At 66.1% G+C, this 21099-nt stretch carries 19 protein-coding genes and 1 tRNA gene; 10 read left to right on the top strand and 10 right to left on the bottom strand.

Features of this window, described 5'->3' with window-relative positions; translation table 11 throughout:
• Positions 1 to 138 precede the first annotated feature (138 nt).
• On the top strand, positions 139 to 969 hold the full coding sequence (locus tag Q0316_RS19680) for a recombinase zinc beta ribbon domain-containing protein (RefSeq protein ID WP_298675792.1): 831 nt from the start codon (positions 139 to 141) through the stop codon (positions 967 to 969).
• Here Q0316_RS19680 and Q0316_RS19675 read toward each other — a convergent pair.
• A tRNA-Thr gene (locus tag Q0316_RS19675) sits at positions 940 to 1015 on the bottom strand. The two genes, Q0316_RS19680 and Q0316_RS19675, sit on opposite strands and share 30 nt — an antisense overlap.
• 142 nt (positions 1016 to 1157) lie before the next feature.
• Between Q0316_RS19675 and Q0316_RS19670 the strand changes: the two genes are divergently transcribed.
• From Q0316_RS19670 to Q0316_RS19655, 4 genes are all read left to right on the top strand, one after another.
• Positions 1158 to 2414: a hypothetical protein gene (locus Q0316_RS19670; protein WP_298675790.1), complete on the top strand. Its 1257-nt coding sequence runs from the start codon at positions 1158 to 1160 to the stop codon at positions 2412 to 2414.
• A gap of 342 nt (positions 2415 to 2756) precedes the next feature.
• Complete coding sequence (locus Q0316_RS19665; RefSeq protein WP_298675787.1) at positions 2757 to 7382, top strand: NAD-glutamate dehydrogenase domain-containing protein; 4626 nt, start codon at positions 2757 to 2759, stop codon at positions 7380 to 7382.
• 162 nt (positions 7383 to 7544) lie between these two features.
• Positions 7545 to 7943, top strand: coding sequence for a hypothetical protein (locus tag Q0316_RS19660; RefSeq protein WP_298675784.1), 399 nt, complete (start codon positions 7545 to 7547; stop codon positions 7941 to 7943).
• A gap of 95 nt (positions 7944 to 8038) precedes the next feature.
• Positions 8039 to 10069 (top strand): TonB-dependent receptor, encoded by a 2031-nt coding sequence (locus Q0316_RS19655; protein ID WP_298675781.1) that lies wholly within the window; start codon positions 8039 to 8041, stop codon positions 10067 to 10069.
• A 210-nt stretch (positions 10070 to 10279) separates the two neighbouring features.
• Here Q0316_RS19655 and Q0316_RS19650 read toward each other — a convergent pair whose 3' ends face one another.
• From Q0316_RS19650 to Q0316_RS19640, 3 genes are all read right to left on the bottom strand, one after another.
• Positions 10280 to 10777, bottom strand: coding sequence for a DNA starvation/stationary phase protection protein (locus Q0316_RS19650; RefSeq protein WP_298675778.1), 498 nt, complete (start codon positions 10775 to 10777; stop codon positions 10280 to 10282).
• Positions 10778 to 10842: 65 nt separating this feature from the next.
• Entirely contained in the window at positions 10843 to 11409 is a 567-nt protein-coding gene (locus Q0316_RS19645) for a TMEM165/GDT1 family protein (RefSeq protein ID WP_298675775.1), read from the bottom strand.
• A gap of 6 nt (positions 11410 to 11415) precedes the next feature.
• Positions 11416 to 11721, bottom strand: a complete 306-nt coding sequence (locus Q0316_RS19640) for a hypothetical protein (protein ID WP_298675773.1) — start codon at positions 11719 to 11721, stop codon at positions 11416 to 11418.
• Positions 11722 to 11887: 166 nt separating this feature from the next.
• On the opposite strand from Q0316_RS19640, the gene rpmG reads away from it, so the two are divergent.
• Entirely contained in the window at positions 11888 to 12055 is a 168-nt protein-coding gene (gene rpmG, locus Q0316_RS19635) for a 50S ribosomal protein L33 (protein ID WP_007407030.1), read from the top strand.
• Positions 12056 to 12151: 96 nt separating this feature from the next.
• On the opposite strand, the gene Q0316_RS19630 is transcribed toward rpmG, so the two are convergent.
• Positions 12152 to 12514 (bottom strand): response regulator, encoded by a 363-nt coding sequence (locus Q0316_RS19630; protein WP_298675768.1) that lies wholly within the window; start codon positions 12512 to 12514, stop codon positions 12152 to 12154.
• 35 nt (positions 12515 to 12549) lie between these two features.
• On the opposite strand from Q0316_RS19630, the gene Q0316_RS19625 reads away from it, so the two are divergent.
• The 4 genes from Q0316_RS19625 (at position 12550) to Q0316_RS19610 (ending at position 15205) form a co-directional block, all read left to right on the top strand.
• Complete coding sequence (locus Q0316_RS19625) at positions 12550 to 12822, top strand: DUF3572 domain-containing protein (RefSeq protein ID WP_298675766.1); 273 nt, start codon at positions 12550 to 12552, stop codon at positions 12820 to 12822.
• Entirely contained in the window at positions 12819 to 13448 is a 630-nt protein-coding gene (locus tag Q0316_RS19620; RefSeq protein ID WP_298675763.1) for an HAD family hydrolase, read from the top strand. The genes Q0316_RS19625 and Q0316_RS19620 overlap by 4 nt, the downstream gene beginning before the upstream one ends.
• A gap of 33 nt (positions 13449 to 13481) precedes the next feature.
• Positions 13482 to 13952, top strand: coding sequence for a RidA family protein (locus tag Q0316_RS19615; protein ID WP_298675760.1), 471 nt, complete (start codon positions 13482 to 13484; stop codon positions 13950 to 13952).
• Positions 13953 to 14074: 122 nt separating this feature from the next.
• Entirely contained in the window at positions 14075 to 15205 is a 1131-nt protein-coding gene (locus tag Q0316_RS19610; protein WP_298675758.1) for a GNAT family N-acetyltransferase, read from the top strand.
• Here the strand turns inward: Q0316_RS19610 and Q0316_RS19605 are convergent.
• The 5 genes from Q0316_RS19605 to Q0316_RS19585 form a co-directional block, all read right to left on the bottom strand.
• Positions 15192 to 16886 carry a hypothetical protein gene (locus Q0316_RS19605; protein ID WP_298675755.1) on the bottom strand — a complete coding sequence of 565 codons (1695 nt, stop codon included), beginning with the start codon at positions 16884 to 16886 and terminating at the stop codon, positions 15192 to 15194. The genes Q0316_RS19610 and Q0316_RS19605 overlap by 14 nt on opposite strands.
• A gap of 234 nt (positions 16887 to 17120) precedes the next feature.
• Entirely contained in the window at positions 17121 to 18365 is a 1245-nt protein-coding gene (locus Q0316_RS19600) for an argininosuccinate synthase (protein WP_298675752.1), read from the bottom strand.
• Between the two features lie 19 nt (positions 18366 to 18384).
• Positions 18385 to 19617 (bottom strand): cyclopropane-fatty-acyl-phospholipid synthase family protein, encoded by a 1233-nt coding sequence (locus Q0316_RS19595; protein WP_298675749.1) that lies wholly within the window; start codon positions 19615 to 19617, stop codon positions 18385 to 18387.
• A gap of 16 nt (positions 19618 to 19633) precedes the next feature.
• Positions 19634 to 20380, bottom strand: a complete 747-nt coding sequence (locus Q0316_RS19590; RefSeq protein WP_298675746.1) for a molybdopterin-dependent oxidoreductase — start codon at positions 20378 to 20380, stop codon at positions 19634 to 19636.
• Positions 20377 to 21084, bottom strand: coding sequence for a cytochrome b/b6 domain-containing protein (locus tag Q0316_RS19585; RefSeq protein WP_298675743.1), 708 nt, complete (start codon positions 21082 to 21084; stop codon positions 20377 to 20379). Before Q0316_RS19585 ends, Q0316_RS19590 begins: the two co-directional genes overlap by 4 nt.
• Positions 21085 to 21099: the final 15 nt, after the last annotated feature.

The raw sequence follows: 21099 nt of genomic DNA, 5'->3' as shown, positions 1-21099 counted from the left end.
GCCAACTATTTCGCTAACGCCGGCTACGATGCAGACTGATCGAAAACCGCTCTAAAGCGCGATCACTACCGCGGCTTCTATCTTGACGGTAAATCCTGCGACCTCGGTCAGCCACTTCTTGAGAGCGAATGGATTCGTGTGGAATGCCCAGCGATTGTTTCCGAGGAGCAGTTTGCCGCGGTCGAGTGCCGGCGTGCTAGTCGTAATCCTCGTAACACTGCTCCACGCGTAGTCACCGGCGTCACTCTTCTGCCGGCGAAGATCGCTCAATGCGGGCAGCCGGGTTGCGGTGGAGGCCTGACGGTCCGCACAGGCAAGGGCGGACGCTACCGATATTATAACTGCCAGCACCGCGTAAATCGTTCAGCTCAAGCCTGTGATCTGCAGCCAATCCGTAGCGAGGCGTTGGATGATATCGTCATGCGCGCGATCGAACGCCGATTGCTTGATCCAGTGCACCTGCGGCAGCTTCTATCTGGATTGATCGAGCGCACTGATGCGGCAGATGAGCGACGGCGCAAAGCTCTCGCACTCGCCCGTCAAGCACGGACCGAGGCGCAAAAGGCGGTCAGCAACTTACTTCTGCTCGTCGAACAAGGCGCTCTCTCGCCGAAGGATCCCGCGATCGTCGAGCGCTTGGCAGCCAATCGCGCTCGCGAACGAGCCGCAGCGACCGAGGTGGATTCCCTCGAGCGTCAGCTCAACATATCAAGGCGGACGATCACACTTGAAATGATCGACGCTTTCGGTGTTGCGCTGCGCGAAAAGCTGCGAGGCGGCAGCCCCGATTTCCGGCGCGCATACGTTTCGCTGATTATAGATAGAGTGACGTTAAGCGGCAGCGAAATCCGGATTTCGGGTTCGAAGGCTGCCTTGGAGCATGCCTTCGTCAAGGATGAAGCTATGCCGGTCGGGGCGGTGCCCATCTTTGACCGGGAGTGGTGCCGCTTACAGGACTCGAACCTGTGACCCCCGCATTACGAATGCGATGCTCTACCAGCTGAGCTAAAGCGGCCCGTGGCACGCCGGTTGGGCGTGTCGAGGCGCGGCGCCTAGCAGGACGCGGCGGCGGTTGCAAGCGGCGTGATGTTTACGCGTCCTTTACCATGAGGGCGCACAATCGCGGGCGATACCGACTTGAGCGTCGAGGGGATTTTATGGACACCGCCCGCGGCTTTGATGATGGCCGACCGTATGACGGCGACCCGGTCGATGGCGGGGTGGGAGAGCCGACGATCGCGATCGGCAACGACGAACGCCGGATGCATGTGCGCGCCTACAATCACTGGGTGTCGTTGCTCAAAGGGCGGGCCTATCCCTCGATCGAGGATCTCGATCCTGCCGGAATCGCGGATTTCGGCGCGCACAGCGTGTTGCTCGATTTCACGCGCGGGATCGAGGATCCGGAGATACAGTTTCTTGGCCGCGCACTGCGTGAGGAATGCGCGCTCGATCACGCCATCACGCGCATCGCGGACGTGCCGGCGCGATCGTTGCTGTCTCGGCTCACCGATCATTACCTGCAGATCATCGCCAATCGTGCGCCGATCGGATTCGAGGCGGAGTTCGTCGGCACGCGGGGTTATCAGACGCTCTATCGCGGCATCCTGATGCCGTTCTCGTCCAGCGACGACCAGATTGATTACATCTATGGTGTCATCAACTGGAAGGAGGTGCTCGGGGCCGAGGAGCAGGCGCAACTCGATGTGCAGCTTGCCGCGGCGATGCGGGCCGCGCCGTCCACGCCGACGGCGGACCAGCAATCCGCCGCTCCCGAGGTGTGGGCGGACGGGCCGAGCCGGCTGGTCGAGGCCGCCGAAGCGATCGAGGCGACGCTGGCGCATTCGCTCGGCGATCGGCTCGCGCTCGCGCGGGAGAGCGCCGCCGCCGCGCGCGCGTCCGATGTGCGCAGCCGCTCGGCATTGTATCGGGCACTGGGCCGGGCGCATGATTTCGCGCTCGCCGCCGCTGACGATGCTGAAGAACTGGCCGAATTGCTTGCCGACGCCGGGCTGACACAGCAGGCGCGCGCGCCGATGACGCCGCTCGTCAAGCTCGTGTTCGGCGCGGATTACGACAAGACGCGCATCACCGAATTCGCCGCCGTGCTGAATTTCGCGGCCCGTGAAGGCGTGCCGATGGGCGGGCTGGTTTCGTTTATCGACGGCTATCCGGCGGGCGTGAAGGGCATTGTCGCCGCCGAGCGCGCATTGCGCCGCCCGGCCCGGCCAGTGCGTTCGGCGCTCGAAACCGATCGCGTGGCGATCGCGCATGTCTCGATCGAGACGGGGGCGTCGGAAGGCGAGATCGTCGTGCTGGTCGCGCGGGCGACCGGAACCGGCGAACTGGATGTGCTGGGCGCGGTTTCGAACGACACGCGGCTCGCGACGCGGGCGCTCGCGGCGCTCGGCTGAGCGATCGGGAGTCGCCAGCGGGCGGCTGATCGGGCGCTTTTTCGGATAGCGATGCAATCGTGCCACATTCGGCACGAGTGCCTGTCGCCCGATGCCGTGGTTGCGGTGGCACGGGCGCGGGTTGCGGAGTTGCCTGAACGACCGCCGCCGCGCACGATCGCTGCCCGCGTGATCGCATTGTCATCCGAAAATTGCCGCAACCACGCATCGAGCCCAAAAAAGGCATTTTCACACGGGCTTATCGCCCCGAACCATATGGAGCCCGGCTCCCCCAGCATCGCAAATTGTCGCAATTGTCACAAGTCTTGAGCGGCGCGGCGGGTGGGCGCATAGCTTCATGCCATGACCAGGTCATCGCTCAAGGCGCTTTCGGAAGCGCTTGCCGCCCGTCTTATCAACCGCGCACTTCCGGGGGAGCTTCACGGCTTCGGCCCGGCCGAACAAGCGGAGGCGGCCGCCTTCCTTGCCGCGACCGCCGAGCGGCGGCCCCCCGGAACGATCGCGATCGCGCTGGAGCAGCTTCCGGGCGATGCCGGCGCGCGGCGGCAGCGGCTGGCGATCGTCAATGATGACATGCCGTTTCTGGTCGATTCGATCGCGGGCGCGATCGGTGCGCACGATATCGCGATTGATCGCATCATCCACCCGGTGATCGCGGTGGCGCGTGGCGCGGATGGCGTGATCCAGGGCGTGTCGGATGCCGAGGGCACGCGCGAATCCATGATCTATATCGAGATGCAGCGCGCCGATGCGCGCGAGCGTCGCGATCTGGTGTCCGATATCGAAGGCGCGCTGGCGGATGTGCGCGCGGCGGTTTCGGATTGGCGGGCGATGCAGGCGACGCTCGCCGCCGACGCCGGCGCGATCGAGGATACCGGCGGATCGAGCGAGGGCGCGACGCTGATGCGCTGGTTCCTCGATCGGCATTTCACGCTGATCGGGCATATGCGCTGGTATGCCGACGGGCGCGTATCCGGCGATGCGCTGGGCATCGCGCGCAACCGGCACAAGGTGCCGCTGCTCGCGGATCGCTCGCTTGAACTGGCGCTCGAATGGCTCGCCAAAGGCGGCGACGCGCCGCTGATGCTCAAATCCACGCTGATCTCCCCGGTCCATCGCCGTGTGCCGATCGACCTCATCATCGTGCCGATCATCGAGGGCGGCAAATATGCGGGCCTGTCGATCCATGCGGGCTTGTGGACCAGCGCCGCGCTCGCCGCGCCGCCGCGCGCCGTGCCGGTGCTGCGCCAGCGGCTCGCGGAGATGGAGGCGAAATTCGGTTTCGATCCCACCGGGCACACCGGCAAGGCGCTGGCGCACGCGATGGGCGCGCTGCCGCACGATCTGGTGATCGCGTTCGATCCGGAATCGCTGGAGCGGCTGGCGCTGATCGCGATGAGCATCGCCGATCGTCCGCGCCCGAAGCTGGTGCTGGTGCGCTCGCCGCTGGGGCGGCAGATGTTCGGCTTCGTCTGGCTGCCGCGCGACGAGCTGACCACCGCGCGCCGCGTCGCGATCGGGGAGATGATCGCGGATTCCGCCGGCGGCACGATCCTCAACTGGACGGTGGCGATGGAGGACGGCAACACCGCGCTGATCCGCTACACGGTCGATCTGCGCGGCGCGAGCGGCCTGCCCGACGAGGAGGCGCTTGACGCGCAGCTTGAAAAGATGGTGCGTGGCTGGGTGCGCGATGTGGAGGTGGCGCTCGCCGAGCGCGTGGCCTCGCAGCGCGCCGCGCGGCTCGCGCTGCGCTGGGCGGCGGCTTTCCCGATGAGCTATCGCACGGTGAGCACGCCGGAGGATGCCGCCGAGGACATCGCCCGGCTGGCCGAGCTGGAAGGTGCTGGCGATCGCCAGGTCAACCTCTATCCGGCGACAGACGCGGGCGAACGCCGGCTCAAGATCTACAAGACCAATGGCGCGCTGGCATTGTCCGATGCGGTGCCGGTGCTGGAGAATTTCGGTTTCCGCGTGATCGGCGAATGGCCGACGCGGCTGCGCGAGGAAGCCGACAGCTACGTCCATGATTTCACGCTGGAGGCCAAGGACGCCGACGACGCCGTGGCGAAGGAGGTGCTGGAAGGCGCGGTCGCGGCGGTGCTGAAGGGCGAGGCGGAGAATGACGAGTTCAACCGCCTGATCCTCGATGTCGGCCTCGCGCCCGATGCCGTGGTGCTGCTGCGCGCGTGGTTCCGCTACATGCGCCAGGCCGGTGTGAGCTATGGCCTCACCACCGTGGTCGATGCGCTGGCGCGCGCGCCGCGGGTGACGCGCGCGCTGATTGATCGGTTCACGCTCAGCCACAAGCCGGGCGCGACGGGTGACGCGGCGGCGATCGAGGCCGCGATCGACGCCGGGCTGGAGGCAGTGGTGGCGATCGACGATGATCGCATCCTGCGTGCTTATCGCGCGGTGATCGGCGCCACCTTGCGCACCAACGCCTTCGCCGACGCGGGCCGCGAGGCGCTGGCGTTCAAGCTGGACAGTTCGCGCATCCCCGGCCTGCCGGCGCCGCTGCCGTGGCGTGAAGTGTGGGTCTATTCGCCGCGTGTCGAGGGCATCCACCTGCGCGCCAGCCCGGTCGCGCGCGGCGGGCTGCGCTGGTCTGATCGGCGCGACGATTTCCGCACCGAGATTCTCGGGCTGATGAAGGCGCAGCGCGTGAAGAACGCGGTGATCGTGCCGAGCGGCGCGAAGGGCGGCTTCTACCCGAAGCAGCTTCCAAGCCCGGCGGTCGATCGCGACGCATGGCTGGCGGAAGGGACGGAGAGCTATCGCATCTTCATCCGCACCCTCCTGTCGATCACCGACAATATCGTCGCCGGCAAGGTGGTGCATCCCAAGGGCGTGGTGATTCACGATGCCGATGATCCCTATTTCGTCGTTGCCGCCGACAAGGGCACCGCGACATTCAGCGACGTTGCCAATGCGATCGCGCTTGAGCACGATTTCTGGCTGGGCGACGCCTTCGCCAGCGGCGGTTCGCAGGGTTATGACCATAAGGCGATGGGCATCACCGCGCGTGGCGCGTGGGTTTCGGTTCAGCGGCATTTCGCGGAACGCGGCGTTGACGTGCAGACCCAGCCGATCCGCGTCGTCGGCTGCGGTGACATGTCTGGCGATGTGTTCGGCAACGGGATGCTGCTCAGCAAGGCGCTGAAGGTCATCGCGGCGTTCGATCATCGCCATATCTTCCTCGATCCCGATCCCGATCCCGCGACGAGCTGGAACGAGCGCGCGCGGCTGTTCGCGCTGCCGCGTTCGAGCTGGGACGATTATGACAAGGCGCTGATCTCCACGGGCGGCGGCGTGCACCCGCGCAGCGCCAAGTCGATCAGGCTGACGCCCGAGGTGAAGGCCGCGCTCGATATCGCGGCGGACGAGATGGAGCCGGCGGCGCTCATCTCCGCGATCCTGAAAAGCCCGGTCGATCTGATCTGGTTCGGCGGGATCGGCACCTATCTGAAGGCGGCGGGGGAGAATAACGCCACCGTCGGCGATCCGGCCAATGATCGCCTGCGCGTCGATGCGGAGGATCTCCGCGCGGTCGCGGTGGGCGAGGGCGCCAATCTCGGCGTCACGCAGGCGGCGCGCATCGCCTTCGCCTCGCGCGGCGGGCGCATTAACACCGATTTCATCGACAATTCGGCCGGGGTCGATTGCTCGGATAATGAGGTGAACATCAAGATCGCGCTGAACCGCGAGATGATCGAGAAGCGCCTCGCCTTCGAGGATCGCAACGAACTGCTCGTCGCGATGACGGACGATGTCGCGCATCTCGTGCTGGAGGATAATCGCCTTCAGACGCTCGCGCTCTCGATCGCCGAGGTCGACGGCCCGAGCGGGTTGCCGAGCTACGTCCGCGTGATCGAGATGTTCGAGGATGCCGGGCGGCTCGATCGCAAGGTGGAGGGGCTGGCGAGCAACGATGATCTGCTGCGGCGTGGCGTAGAGGGGCGCGGGCTGACCCGGCCCGAACTGGCCGTGCTGCTCGCCACCGCGAAGCTCGCGTTGCAGGACGCCATCGAACACGCGCCGCTCGCCACCGACGCGGCGCTCAAACCCGATCTCCACGCCGCTTTCCCGAAGGCGATGCGCGAGAAGTTCGGCAAGGCGATTGACGAACACCGGCTGCGCGGCGAGATCGTCGCGACCAAGCTCGCCAACCGGATGATTAACCGCATCGGCGTGCTCCACCCGTTCGAGCTGGCGGAGGAGGAGGGCGCCGCGCTTTCCGATATCGCCGCGATGTTCGTTGTGGCGGAGCGGCTGCTCGATCTGCCGGCGCTGTGGCGGGAGATCGAGACGGGCGCGATGCCGGAGGCCGCGCGCATCGCCTTGTTCGACGAAGTGGCCGCAGCAACCCGGTCGCAGATCGCCGACCTGTTGCGCGTTTCCGCGCCGGGCACCGCGCCCGAAGCGGTGCTGAAGCGGATCGGCAAGGGCGTCGCCAATCTCGATGCGCATACCGGCGAGCTGTTGCTTGACGAGGCGCGCGCGCACAGCGCGCGGATTGCGGGGGCGTTGCGCGCGGCGGGCGCGCCCGAGGCGCTGATCGCCAAGGTCGTGCGGCTGTTCGAGCTGGACGGCGCGGTCGGCCTTGCCGATCTGAGCGAGCGGCTGGGGCTGGATGAAACCAGGGTCACGCGCGCCTTCACCAATCTCGGCCAGGCGCTTGGGCTGGATTGGGCGCAGACCAACGCTGCGCGCATCACGTCGAGCGATCCGTGGGAACGGCTGCTGATCGCAGGGCTGGCGCGCGATTTCCAGCAACTGCGGCTCGATTTCCTCGGGCGCGCGGGCAAGAGCGATCCGGGCAAGCTGGTCGACGAATGGCTCACCGCGAACGGTGCGCGCGTCGTCCAGTTCAAGGCGCTGGTCGATCGCGCGCGCCATGCGGCGGCGCCAAATGCGGCGATGCTCGCGCAGATCGCCGGGCAGGCGCGCGTGCTGCTCGGGCGGTAGATAGCCCACAACGAGCCCCCCCTCCCCTTCAAGGGGAGGGGAAAGGGGTGGGGCGATGTCTCATCGAGGCCATCGCCTTTGATTGCTCCCCGCAAGCCCTCGTTCAAAGGGGAAGAACATTGCGGGTGACAGCCGCCGCCCGCCTCGTTAACGCGTCCTCCCATGGCCGCGTTGCGTCGCCTTTTGCGAACCTGCCCCGCGCTCGCCGCGCTGATCGTCGCGGCGGCATTGCTGGTGCGCGTGCTGGTGCCCGCCGGTTATATGCCGACGCTCGATAATGGCCGCATCGTGATCGCGGTCTGTAGTGGGTACGGCCCGGCGATGATGGCGATCACCATTCCCGGCCTCGATCATCACGATGCCCAGGATGGAGATCAGGCGAAAAGCCCATGTGCGTTCGCCGATCTCGCGCTGCCGATGATCGGTGGAGCGGATCCGATCCAGCTCGCGCAGGCGCTGCTGTTCATCCTCGCGATCGCGCTGCTGCTTGCCGAGACGGCGCCGCCGCGCGCGGCGGCCCGGCTGCGCCCTCCTTTACGCGGACCACCCCTGATCGCCTGACCTGACGGGGTACGCGTGCCCGGTGCCGTGCTCGCCCGTTCGATCATCAGCGAACATCCGGCGCGCCAGCGATGCGTGCCGCAAAGGGGATTATCATGTTCCGTACTATTCAGGCGGCGTTGCTCGCCTCGACCGTTATTGCCACGCCCGCATTCGCCGCCGACGTGGAGGGCGGCCAGCCCGACGTTATCGTCACCGCCCAGCCGCAGCAGGGCGATCCGCTGGTCGTCGCGCAAGCGCGTGCCCGGCTCGCACGGACGCCGGGTTCGGTGGCGGTGGTCGCCGCCGAAACCTATGAGGAGCGCAGCGTCACCGGGCTTTATGATCTGTTGCGCGATGTGCCGGGCGTATTGGCGAACAAACGCTATGGCGATGAATCGCGGCTGTCGATCCGTGGCTCCGGGCTCGATCAGAGCTATCACCAGCGCGGCGTGTTGCTGGCGCAGGATGGCGTGCCGTTCGCCGATGCGGATGGCTTTTCCGATTTCCAGAAGATCGACCCGCTCGGCGCGCGCTTCATCGAAGTGTACAAGGGCGGCAACGCGCTGCGCTTCGGCGGTGCGCAGCTTGGCGGCGCGGTGAACCTCATCACCCCCAACGGCAAGACGGCGCAAACCCCGTTCACCTTCCGGGCGGAGGGTGGTTCGTTCGAAACATGGCGCGCGCAGGCGGCGGGCGCCGGGCGGGTTGGCGCGTTCGATTATTATGCGGCGGTCCACAGCTATCGTTCCGATGGCTATCGCCAGCAGGAACGATCCGGCACGACGCGCGGCACGTTGAACCTCGGCTACAGTTTCGGCGAAGACAGTGAAGTCCGGCTGATCGGCTATGCCGCCGATATCCGGCAGCAAGTGCCCGGCGCGCTGACGCTTTCCGGCGCGCTGAACAATCCGCGCTACGCCGGCGATGGCGTCATCGCGCGCAAGCAGGCGCGCGATCAGACGGTCGGGCGCATCACGCTCCAGGCGCGGTTGCGCCTATCCGATAACGTCGTGTTCGAGGGCGGCGCCTATGCGACGCGGACCGACCTGCATCACCCGATCGCGATCGTGATAGATCAGGCGACCGACACGCAGGGGCTGTTCGGTCGCTTCGACGTGACTGGCGAGTTCGCGGGGCACAAGGCCGATCTGTTCGTCGGCGTATATTACCGGCAGGGCGGGACGGGGCAGGAAATCCATCTCAATTTCGCCGGGCAGGATGGCCCGCGCATCGGGGCCGCGCGGCAACTCGCCAGCGGGCTGGACGTGTTCGCGGAAGCGCGATTGTTCGTGCTGCCCGAACTCGCGGTCGTCGCGGGCGGATCATGGGGCCGGGCGACACGCGATTATCGCGATCGGCTTTCGGGCAGGCGCGACGAGCGGAGCTATGACTGGTTCGCGCCGCGCATCGGGCTGTTGTTCGAACATGGCGCGACGCAGGTTTATGCCAATTACACCCGCTCGGTCGAACCGCCGCATTTCGGCGCGCTGACGCAGACCAACACCAGCGGATCATTGTTCGTGCCGCTCGACACCCAACGCGCCCGGACGGCGGAGATCGGCACGCGCGGTCGCGCCGGGGCCTTCACCTGGGACGTGGATTATTATCGCGCGGAGGTGGATGGCGAGTTGCTGAGCTTCCTCCCCGCCGCGAACCTGCCTGCGACGGTGTTCAACGCGGGGCGAACGCGGCATCAGGGGGTGGAGGCGAGCCTCGACTGGCGGTTCGCGCCCGGTTTCCGCCTGCGCCAGACCTACGCATGGTCCGATTTCCGCTTCGTCGGTGATCCGGCCTATCGCAACAATCGCCTGCCGGTGGCGCCCGCGCATCAATATCGCGTCGCGCTGCGTTACGATGGCGCGCATGGACTGTTTCTTGAGCCATTCGTCGATTGGCGGATGAAATCGGTGTGGGTCGATTATGCCAACACGATGAAGGCGCCGGCCTATGCGCTGCTCAACGCGAGTGGCGGCTTCGCGATCGGCGCGGCGACGATCTTCGTCGACGCGCGCAACCTGCTCGACAAGCGCTATACCGCCGAATTCGCCGCTATCACCGATGCGCGCCAGCCCGGCGTGAATCGCGCGGTGTTCTTTCCAGGGGAGGGGCGCTCGATATTCGGCGGGGTTCGCTTCGCCTTCTGATCGGCGGGGGGGAGCGGTGATGCGCGGGCCGGGGCGATGCGATCCCCCGGCCCGCGCTTCGCTTAGGGCCAATCGACATTCAGGTCAGGTCGAGCCGAAAATGGTGGTTTCTCGTGACCCGCAAGCGCAGCGTACTAAAGGTACGTGAGCACCGAAAAGCGCGGGAAACCGCCATTTGCAGGCCGGCATGGGTTGAATGTCGCGTCGGCCCTAGCCCTTGCGGGTGGCTTCGAACAGGAACCAGGCGCGCTCCTCGGCCTGATCGGTCCATTCGTCGACGATGCCGCTGGTGGCATTGTCCTTCGCCTCCTCGGCGGCTTCCTTCACCGTGCGGAAACTTTCGACCAGCTTCAGATTGTCGTCGCGCAATTCGATCAGCATGTCTTCCGGGCCGACGAACGGCTGATCGTTGTCGCTGATCGTCTGATGCCGCGCGACATCGCCGATCGAGCGCAGCGTGGTGTTGCCGGTCTTGCGCACGCGCTCGGCGATCGCATCGGTCACGCCGAGAATCTGCGTCGCCTGATCGTCCATCAGCAGGTGATAGTCGCGGAAATGCGGGCCGGAGACGTGCCAGTGGAAGTTCTTCGTCTTGAGATAGAGTGCAAAGCAATCCGCCAGCGCCGAATTCAGCGCGTCGGCCACCGATCGCGTTTCGTTGCGCGCGAGATCGCTTGGCGTTTTCAGCTTTGGATTGGTGGTCGGCACGAGGATTCCTCCATGGTTGGTTTGTTGCGACAACGGACTGATCCGCGTTTCGCTCCATCGAGAAATCAGATCAGAGCAATCGCCCGTAGCCCGATGAAGATGCCGGCGAGGATCATGCACCCGCCTGTCGCGAGGCTGCACGCGCGGCGCGGCAACGCGATCCAGCGCGCCTCGCCGATCAGTATCGCGGGCATTGTTATGGCAAGCGCGCCAAGCGTTGCGCCCACCGCCGCCAGCCATGGCAGTGTGGAACGGGCCGCGAGTGCCGCGACGATGAACTGCATACGATCGCCGAACACCATGATCCCGAGGCCCAGCGTGCTGGTCAGGATCGCACCCAGCCGCCAGTTGACGAGCCGATCGGGTGCCTTGTCCCGCCACGACGTGCCGATGCCGGCCAGCACCAGCGCGAGTGCCATCAGCATGTCGCGCGCTTCGGGCGCGAGCAGCGGGGCGATCAGGATGCCGCCCAGCGCGCCCAGCGCGTAATTCCCCGCGAGCGCGAGCGCGGCGGCGGCGATCACCGCTCCCGGCGCACGAAAACGATCGCCCAGGATCGCCGCGAGCCATGGCGTGCGGTCGCCAAGCTGGCATAGCGCGCCCAGCACCAGCCCGGCCATCAGCGCGTCCATATGAACTCAGGCGAACCGCACCTGACAGGCGGCGGCAAAGGCATGGCAGGTGGCGTCATCCTGCCGCTCGCTGTGCACCGCTTCGCCCAGCAAGGCGAGCCAGTCACGCACCAAGGCGCCACATTCGCCGCGCGCCAGCGCCGATTCGAGCAGATGCGCGACCGTCACCGTCGGCAACATCCCGTTGCGGTGCGCGATGCGGCGGATCGCGTCGATCTCCTGCGCGATTCCCGCCGTGCCGCGCCGCTGCCCGATCGCGATGATGCGTTGCGTCAGTTGGGTGCGGATTTCCGCGCAATCTTCCTCCGGCATGGCCGTTCCTCCCCTGTGCGCAAAAGGATGCGCCCGGCGGGTAAAGGCCGCGTTAACCGCCCGCGGCGCTTGACATGTCGCGCCGCATGGGTCATTCGCCCAGCCCTGTCAGTGGCGCGCATCTGCACGTCGCTCTTTTTCAGTTTCGCAAACACAGGAATTGGTCATGGCCAAGCCGACCACCGTAAAGATCAAGCTCGTCAGCTCGGCAGACACCGGCTTCTTCTATGTCACGAAGAAGAATCCGCGCACCAAGACCGAGAAGCTGTCGTTCAACAAATATGATCCCGTCGTGCGCAAGCATGTCGAGTTCAAGGAAGCCAAGATCAAGTGACGCTGCCGGCGGCGTGAACGCGCCGCCCGCGTCCCTTTCGGCTTCGGTCGGCATCGGGAGCCGCAGGCACGCGCCCGCGGCTCTTTTCGTGCATCATCAAACCAGCGCGCCCACCGTATCCATGAAGCGCGCAAGGCTGATCGGCTTGGACACATAGGCCGCGGCCCCGGCGGCGCGAATCCGTTCCTCGTCCTCCCGCCCGGCATAAGCGGTGACGGCCATCACCGGAATCTCGCGCAGCCCCGCGTCGGCCTTCAGCTCCACGATCAGCTCATGCCCGGTGACATAGGGCATCTGGATATCCATCACGATCAGGTCCGGCTCGAACGTCCGCGCGCGCTCCAGCGCCTCGCGCCCGTCGCGCACCGGCTCCGCCGCATATTCGTGCGCACGCAACAGATCGCAGAACAGTTTCAGATTGAGTTCGTTGTCCTCGACAACGAGCACCCTTTTTGTCACGCCAGACATCCCCCAATTATTCCGCAAGATAGGCAATGCGAGAGGCAGACACAAACACGGATATTCAGGCGCTTGCGCTCCACGCGCTGGTGTGGACGCTGGAGGAGCCGCGCCGCGCCGAGCGGCTGATCGCGCTGACCGGCCTTTCACCGGAGGATTTGCGCGCGCGAATCGGCGATCCCGTGGTGTTGGGCGCCTGCCTCGCGTTCCTTGAGGGGCATGAGCCGGATCTGATCGCCTGCGCCGCCGCGATCGGCGTCACGCCCGAACGGCTGGTGGCGGTGCGTCGCGCGCTGGAGGCGGCATGACGCGCCCGCTGCTGATCTGTGATTGCGACGAGGTGCTGCTGCATATGGTGCGCCATTTCGGCGTGTGGCTGGGCGAGGCGCACGATATCGAATTCGATCCGCGATCGTGGGAACTGGGCCGCAACATGCGCCATCGCGCCACCGGCGAGCCGCCGAGCCGCGAGGAGATGATGGGCTTCCTCGGCGGCTTCTTCCCGTCGCAGATGCACCGCCAGACGCTCGTGCCCCACGCGCGTGAGGCGCTGGCGGCGCTGGCCGAACAGGCGGATATCGTGATCCTCACCAATCTCGCCGACGATTGCCGTGGCCCGCGGATCGAGCAGCTCGCCGCGTTCGGCATCGCGCATCGCGTCGAATGCAATCAGGGCGGGAAGGGCGGCCCGGTCGCGCGGCTGGTGGCGGAGCATGGTGATCCCGTCACCGTGTTCGTCGACGATCTGCCGCATCATCACGCCTCGGTCGCCGAACACGCGCCGCGCGTCCACCGGTTGCACATGGTATCCGAACCGGCGCTTGCCCCCGGTGTCCCCACCGCGGCACAGGCTCACGCGCGAATCGACGATTGGCGTGAGGCGCAGGGCTGGATCGCGGCGCGTTTCGCCGCTGGCCGTTATGCGGAGGATTGACCGGGGCGGCGCGCGGGTGTTGAAGCTTGGCGCATGACCGAACTTATCGATCGCAAGCTGGCCGAGCTTGGCCTGTCGCTGCCCGAGGCCGCTGCGCCTGTCGCGGCCTATGTCCCCACTGTGCTCGCGGGCAATCTCCTCCACGTTTCCGGGCAGCTTCCGTTCAGGGACGGCAAGCTGATGACCGGGCGGCTGGGCGAGAATGTCAGTGTCGAGGAAGGGCAGGATGCCGCGCGGCGCTGTGCGCTGATGTTGATCGCGCAGGTGAAGGCCGCGCTCGGCGATCTCGCCCGCGTGAAGCGGATCGTGAAGCTTGGCGTGTTCGTCAATTCGCACGGCGATTTCACCGATCAGCCCAAGGTCGCCAATGGCGCGAGCGAACTGATGGTCACGCTGTTCGGCGATGCCGGCAAACATGCCCGCTCGGCGGTTGGCGTGCCGGTGCTGCCGCTCGGCGCGGCGGTGGAGGTCGATGCGATCGTGGAGGTCGGCGAGCCGCTGTGATCGCGGCTTGAGCGGCGGCGCGCGCGCCTTACGTTAGTGTCGATGGCACTTCCCGCGACATTTCGTTGTGTGCCGGGCGCGCGAGGCGCGTTCCGGCATGTCGCCCGAGCGCGGTGCATCGGATGAGCGGCATTTCGGCGCGGATGGTGGAGGGGGTTTGCGCGATCCCCGCCGCCGATTGGGATGCCTGCGCCGGCACGGATAATCCCTTCGTCAGCCACGCGTTTCTTTCCGCGCTGGAGGATTCGGGCAGCGTCGGCGGGCGCAGCGGGTGGCAGCCGCTGCCGGTGATCGTCGACGGCGCCGATGGCCGCCCGGCGGGAATCGCGCCGAGCTATGCCAAGAGCCACAGCCAGGGCGAATATGTCTTCGATCATGCCTGGGCCGATGCGTGGGAGCGGGCGGGGGGCGCTTATTATCCCAAGCTCCAGATCGCCGTGCCGGTCACGCCGGTGCCGGGGCCGCGCCTGTTGCTGCGCGATTCGGTGGTCGCGCCCGCGCTGATCGCGGCGCTGGAGACGGTGACAGACAGGCACCAGCTTTCCTCCGCGCACGCCACGTTCATCGCGCCCGATCAGGTGCCGTTGTTCGAGGCGGCGGGCTGGCTGATCCGGCAGGGCACGCAATATCACTGGCGCAACAACGGCTATCGCACGTTCGACGATTTCCTCGCGCAGCTTTCCAGCCGCAAGCGCAAGGCGATCCGCAAGGAACGCGCGGGCGCCGTGGAGGGGCTGACAATCCGTCATCTCGCGGGCGCCGAGATCGGCCCGCGCGAATGGGATGCGTTCTGGCAATTCTATCAGGATACCGGCAGCCGCAAATGGGGGCGACCGTATCTCACGCATTCCTTCTTCCCACTGCTTGGCGAGCGGATGGGCGACAAGGTGCTGCTGATCCTCGCCGAGCGCGATGGCCGCCCGATCGCGGGCGCGCTCAACCTTATCGGCGGTGATGCGCTCTATGGCCGCTATTGGGGCTGTGTGGAGGCGGTGCCGTTCCTCCATTTCGAGCTATGTTATTATCAGGCGATCGACGCCGCGATCGCGCGTGGCCTGTCTTCGGTGGAAGCGGGAGCGCAGGGAGAGCACAAGCTCGCGCGCGGTTATGTGCCGGTGCCGACATGGTCCGCCCATTATCTGCCCGATGCGGGCTTCCGCCGCGCGGTGGCCGATTTCCTGACGCGGGAGCGTGCCGCGATCGAGGAGGATCGCGCGTTCCTTGAGCAGCTTACCCCGTTCAGGAGGGGTTAGCGGTCGCGTTCGCGGCCTCTGCCGCCGCAGCCGCCGCTTCCGCCGCGCGCTTGCGGCGCAACCGTTCGCGCAGTTCGAGCAGCGGCGCGGGGATCAATTCGCTATCCTCGATCTGCGGCGGCGGCTTGGTGTGATCGACCTTGAGCAGCGCGCTCGTCCCGTCCGGGGATCGCCAGACCGGTACCAGGTCGCTCGCGTAGCGTGGATCGAACTTCGGCGTGCGGATCAGCCAGACGTAATCGAATGCCCCGCGCGGGAAGCGCGCCATCGAAAAGCCGACCGGGCGCCACCATTCGCGCATACACCAGCGCGCGGTGACGATCTGCGACGGATCGTGCGCGAAGCCGCCGGCGGCGAAATAGCGCGCGGTGAGCAATTGCGCCCCTGCCATCGACCATTGATCGTTGGTATAGGCAAGCCGCCGCTCCAGCGCGAGCGCGGGCAGGTGTTCCAGCCGCGACATGGTCCATTTGTTGTCGCAGCTATAGCCGACGAAGCTCACCACCCGCGCGCCGATCGGCAATTTGTCGAGCGCGGCGAGTTCGGTGCGATAATCGCGCGCGAACATCGCATAGCTGATCGTGGTGCCCGTGGTCCGCGCAAGGAAGAAGACAAGCCCCAGCGCGGCCAGCGTGCCGGCATGGCGCATCGTGATGTTCGCGCGCGGGCGGATCGCGATCACCGCGATCGCGATCACGAACGGCGCGAGCCGCATGTCGGCATAGGCCGAGCCGAACACGATCCGCGGCAGCAGCAGATAGACCGCCGCGAGGAACAATGCCGAAAGCCCCAGGTTGCGCGAATATTCGATCGCCGGATCGCGCAATCCCTTGAGCAGGATGATATAGAGTATCGCGACGCCGGTGATATCCCACCATTCCCAGCGATCGCGCAGCACCATCAGCAGCCAGGCCGATTTCGCCTGCCAGTCGAACCAGTCGGTCGTCTGGCCGGTGACGTGATCGCCCGTCCGCCAGAAGATCATCAGCAGCATGGGCAGGGCGAGCGGCACGCAGGCGATGCCGGCGCGGAACCAGCTCGCCACCCAATGGCCCGATCCGGCATCCTTGCGCCGATCGTGCTCGCGAACCATCTCGGCGGAGAAGGCGAGCACGCCCAGCACGCCCCAGCCGAAGGTGTGGCACAGCCACAACAGGCACGATGCCGGCACGAAGATCGCCACGCGCAACCGGAAGCGCCCCAGCCTCGCCAGCCGCAGCCACAGCGCGAACAGGCACAGGGCAAGCGCCATCGACAGCGCGAAATTCACGAAGCCGAACTGGAAAGGGTAACAATAAGCCAGCGGCAGCGCGAACAGCGCGGTGGGCGGGATGCGGCCATGCACCTCGCGCGCGATCCACAACAGCCCCGCGACGGTGAGCGCGGGAATCGTCATCACGATCAGCTTCACGCCAAGCTCCAGCCCGAACAGCTTGGCGAAGGGAATGATGAGCAGATCGATGCCGAGATTGCCGATCAGCGACCATTTGAAATTATACCATTGGCTGAGCCATGGCGCGATTTCGAGCGAGAGCTGGACGCGATAGCGCCCCATATGCCCCGGCAGGTCCACCAGCGGCGGGATCGTCGGCCATAGCAGCGGCACGATCGTCAGCAGCGTCGCCGCGATCACGAACCAGCGCGTCTGCCACCAGCGCAATCTTGCCCCCGGATTTTCCATATCACCGTCTTTACTGGCCGTGACTTCGGCTCGGCAAGGGCGAACGACACGCGTTTTGCGGCGCCACGCGCGGCAGGCGTGCGCCAGAAGTGCCGGAGACAAGGCTGCATTCGCGGGCCCGGTTCGGGGGCGCGGGCGATTATCCGGCTTCCTGTCGAATGGCGGGGGCGATCTGCCCCCTTGCCTCAAGCCCCCGTGCGCCGGCGCGGTGGCCGGGGCACGGGGAAGGGCGGATCAGCCGTCGCGGCGGCCCAGCAGGCGCAGCCGCAGCGCGTTCAATTTGATGAAGCCAGCCGCGTCGCGCTGGTCATAGGCGCCCTGATCGTCCTCGAACGTCACCACCTTCTCGCTGTAGAGCGAGTTGGGCGACTTGCGACCGACGACAATCACCGAGCCCTTGTAGAGCTTCAGCCGCACGGTGCCCGCCACCTTTTCCTGGCTGTAATCGACCGCCGCCTGGAGCATCTCGCGTTCGGGCGAGAACCAGAAGCCGTTATAGACCAGCTCGGCGTAGCGCACCGCCAGCTCGTCCTTCAGGTGCGCCGCGCCGCGATCGAGCGTCAGTTGCTCGATTCCGCGATGCGCGAGGTGATAGATCGTGCCGCCCGGCGTTTCATACATGCCGCGCGACTTCATCCCGACGAAGCGGTTCTCGACCAGATCGAGCCGCCCGATGCCGTGCTTGCGGCCAAGCTCGTTGAGCTTGGTCAGCAGCGTCGCGGGCGAACATGCCTCGCCGTTCAGCGCCACGCCGTCGCCACGCTCGAAATCAATCGTGATATATTCCGGCTGGTCCGGCGCGTCCTCCGGGTTGACGGTGCGCGAATAGACGTAATCCGGCACCTCCTGCCACGGGTCTTCGAGCACCTTGCCTTCGGACGAGGTGTGCAGCAGGTTCGCGTCGGTGGAAAAGGGCGCTTCGCCGCGCTTGTCCTTGGCGACCGCGATCTGGTGCGCTTCGGCGAATTCGATCAGCTTCGTGCGGCTGGTGAGATCCCATTCGCGCCACGGCGCGATCACTTTGATATCGGGCGCGAGCGCGTAATAGCCCAGCTCGAAGCGGACCTGATCGTTGCCCTTGCCGGTGGCGCCATGGCTCACCGCATCGGCGCCGACCGCGCGCGCGATCTCGATCTGGCGCTTGGCGATCAGCGGCCGCGCGATCGAGGTGCCGAGCAGGTACAGCCCCTCGTAGAGCGCGTTGGCGCGCATCATCGGGAAGACATAATCCTTGACGAATTCCTCGCGGAGATCGTCGATGAAGATATGTTCCGGCTTCACCCCGGCGTCCAGCGCCTTGCGGCGCGCCGGCTCCAGTTCCTCGCCCTGGCCGAGATCGGCGGTGAAGGTGACGACTTCGCAATTATAGGTCTGCTGAAGCCATTTCAGGATGACGCTGGTGTCAAGCCCGCCCGAATAGGCCAGCACGACACGGTTGATCCCGGCGTCGCCGGCCGGGGGGGTGATCTTCTCGTTCATAGGGCGCGCCCTATGCCGACTAAGCGGATTCGCGCAAGGTCCGTTCGCCCTCGATCATGTAATCGCGCAGCACCGGGACGGCCAGCCGGCTCTTGGTGAGCTGCACCTGATAATTGCAAAGCCCGCCATGCCGGAACGCCGCGCCCGCGCCCGCGAGGTAGAAGGTCCACATGCGATAGAATCTCTCGTCGTAGAGCGCGACGATCTCATCCTTCGCGGCGACGGTGCGATCATACCAATTGTTGAGCGTCCACGAATAATGCACCCGCAGCACCTCGATATCGGTCGGGAACAGGCGCAATCCCTCGTAAGCGCGGACGATCTCCGACAGCGCCGGGTTATAGCCGCCCGGGAAGATGTATTTCGCCGTCCAATCATCGGTGACGCCCGGCTCCCCCATGCGGCCGATGCAATGCATCAGCATCACCCCGTCGTCGGTCAGCAGATCGCGGCATTTCTTGAAGAAGGTGCGGTATTGCGGCGGGCCGACATGCTCGAACATGCCGACCGAGACGATCCGGTCGAAGCTGCCGGTCACGTGGCGGTAATCGAGCAGTTCGAAGCGCACCTTGTCCGCGACGCCCGCCGCCTCGGCCCGCTCGCGCGCCACCTTGAGCTGTTCCTCGGACAAGGTGACGCCCAGCACCTCCACCCCGAAATGACGGTTGAGATACAGCGCCATCCCGCCCCAGCCGCAGCCGATATCGAGCACGCGCATCCCCGGCCCGAGCGCCAGCTTGGCGGCGATGTGCGCGAGCTTGTCGCTCTGCGCCTGCTCCAGCGAATTGGCCGGATCGGTGAAATAGGCGCAGCTATATTGCTTGTCGCGATCGAGAAACAGATCGTACAGCCGCCCCGACAGATCGTAATGATGCGCGACGTTCTTCTTCGATCGCCGCTCCATGTTGATCCGGTCGAGCCGATGCTTCACCGCGCCGATCGCGCGCGCGAACCGGCTCGGATCGAGAAAATCCTGCCCCGCTTCCCATTTGTCGTTGATCGTCAGCAGTTCGACGAGATCGCGGATGTCGCCCTGTTCGACGATCAGCCGCCCGTCCATGTAGCATTCGCCCGCGCCAAGCGCCGGGTTGCGCGCGATCGCCAGCGCGACGCGCTTGTCGGCGAAGCGGATCGTCACATCGGGGAAGCCCGGCTCAGGGGTGCCGAACGATGCGGGCTTCGTGCCGGGGCGGAGGAGGGTGAGGCGACCGCGCTTCACCGAGCGCGACAGGAACATATCTATGAAGGACATAAGGGCAGACTAACAATCAGATGCCGGCGTACCAGTCGTAATCGACATTATCTTCCCAATAACCGCCGCGCCCGCGCCCGGTTCCGGCCAGATCGGCCACCGCGTTGATCCGCATCAGATATTTCGCGTGCTTATAGCCAAGCTGGCGCTCGACACGCAGCCGGCACGGCGCGCCGTTCATCACCGGCAGCATCCGGTCATTCAGCGCCCAGGCGAGGATCGTCTGCGGGTGGAAGGCGTCGATCAGGTCGATCGACTCGTAATAATGCTCGCCGCCGAAAAGATCCGCGCAGGTGAAGACGATATAGCGCGCCGCATCGCGCAGGCCGGCGGCCTTCAGCACGCTGCCCAGCATCGGCCCCTGCCATTTGGCGATCGCGCTCCACCCTTCCACGCAATCGTGGCGGGTGATCTGCGCGCGATTGGGGAATTGCGTGAGATCGGCGAGAGACAGCGCCAGCGGGCGCGAGACCAGCCCGCCGACCTGCAACCGCCAGTCGGCGAAGCGCCCGGCGGCGAGTGCTGCATATTCCGGCGTCCCCGGATCGCGCGTGCCGTTGGGGCGGAAGAAGGGCGAGCGTTGATCGGGGCGAAATTCGGGCGCGAGCGCGGCGCGATCGGTCAGCGCGCGTTGCAGCCCGCGATGCATGTCCTCGCCCTTGAACAGGATCGCGCGCGCCGCGGGGATTTGCGCCACCCGATCGCATCCCGCGAGCAGCGCGGGCGCGCCAAGGATCAGGCCGCGGCGGGTTATCAGCGTCATTCGGGCACCCGCCACCAGCCACTGAGCATCGAGCGCACCTCGTTCCATGCGCCGGCGAGGATGACGAGCGTGAGGTGTATCACGATGAAGCCCGAGATCGCCGCCATCGTGATGAAGTGCAGCGAGCGGGCCGATTGCCGCCCGCCGAACAGATCGAGCAGCCACGGCCATGCCGTATCCATGCCGGGAGAGAGCGTCAGCCCGGTGAGGACGATAAGCGGCAGCAGGATGAAGATCACCGCGACATAACTAAGCTTTTGCAGCACGTTATACGCGCCCGGTCGCGCGGGATCGTGGAAGCGCAAGGCAAGATGCGCGGCCACGTCCGCACGCAGATGGCGCATCGCGACATCGCCCGCGCGCACCCGCAGGTCACGCTGGAAATGGCGATTGAGCAGGCTTGCGATCATATAGGCCAAGAGGCCGAAGGCGAGCACCAGCGCGAAGAACAGATGCCAGCGCCGCGACATGGCGAGGTTGTAATTCGCCGGGATCGTCAGCCAGGCGGGAAAGTGCGGCAGCGTCGCCCAGGCGTGATCGAAATTCGCGCCATATCGACCCCAGTAAAGCCGGGGATGCGCGTTCGAAATGCCCAGCCCGCTGCCGATCAGGATGAAGACAGCGATCGCGTTGATCCAGTGCCACAGCCGCGTCGCGAGGCGGTGGCGATAGAGGCGCGTGCCGGGCGGGGCAGGATCGGCCATCGCGCGTCACGATAC

Origin of the sequence: uncultured Sphingomonas sp., assembly GCF_937871615.1 — a bacterium.
Lineage (GTDB): Bacteria > Pseudomonadota > Alphaproteobacteria > Sphingomonadales > Sphingomonadaceae > Sphingomonas.
The sequence above is the reverse complement of the archived record's forward strand: the minus strand, read 5'-3'. Positions and strand labels throughout refer to the sequence as shown.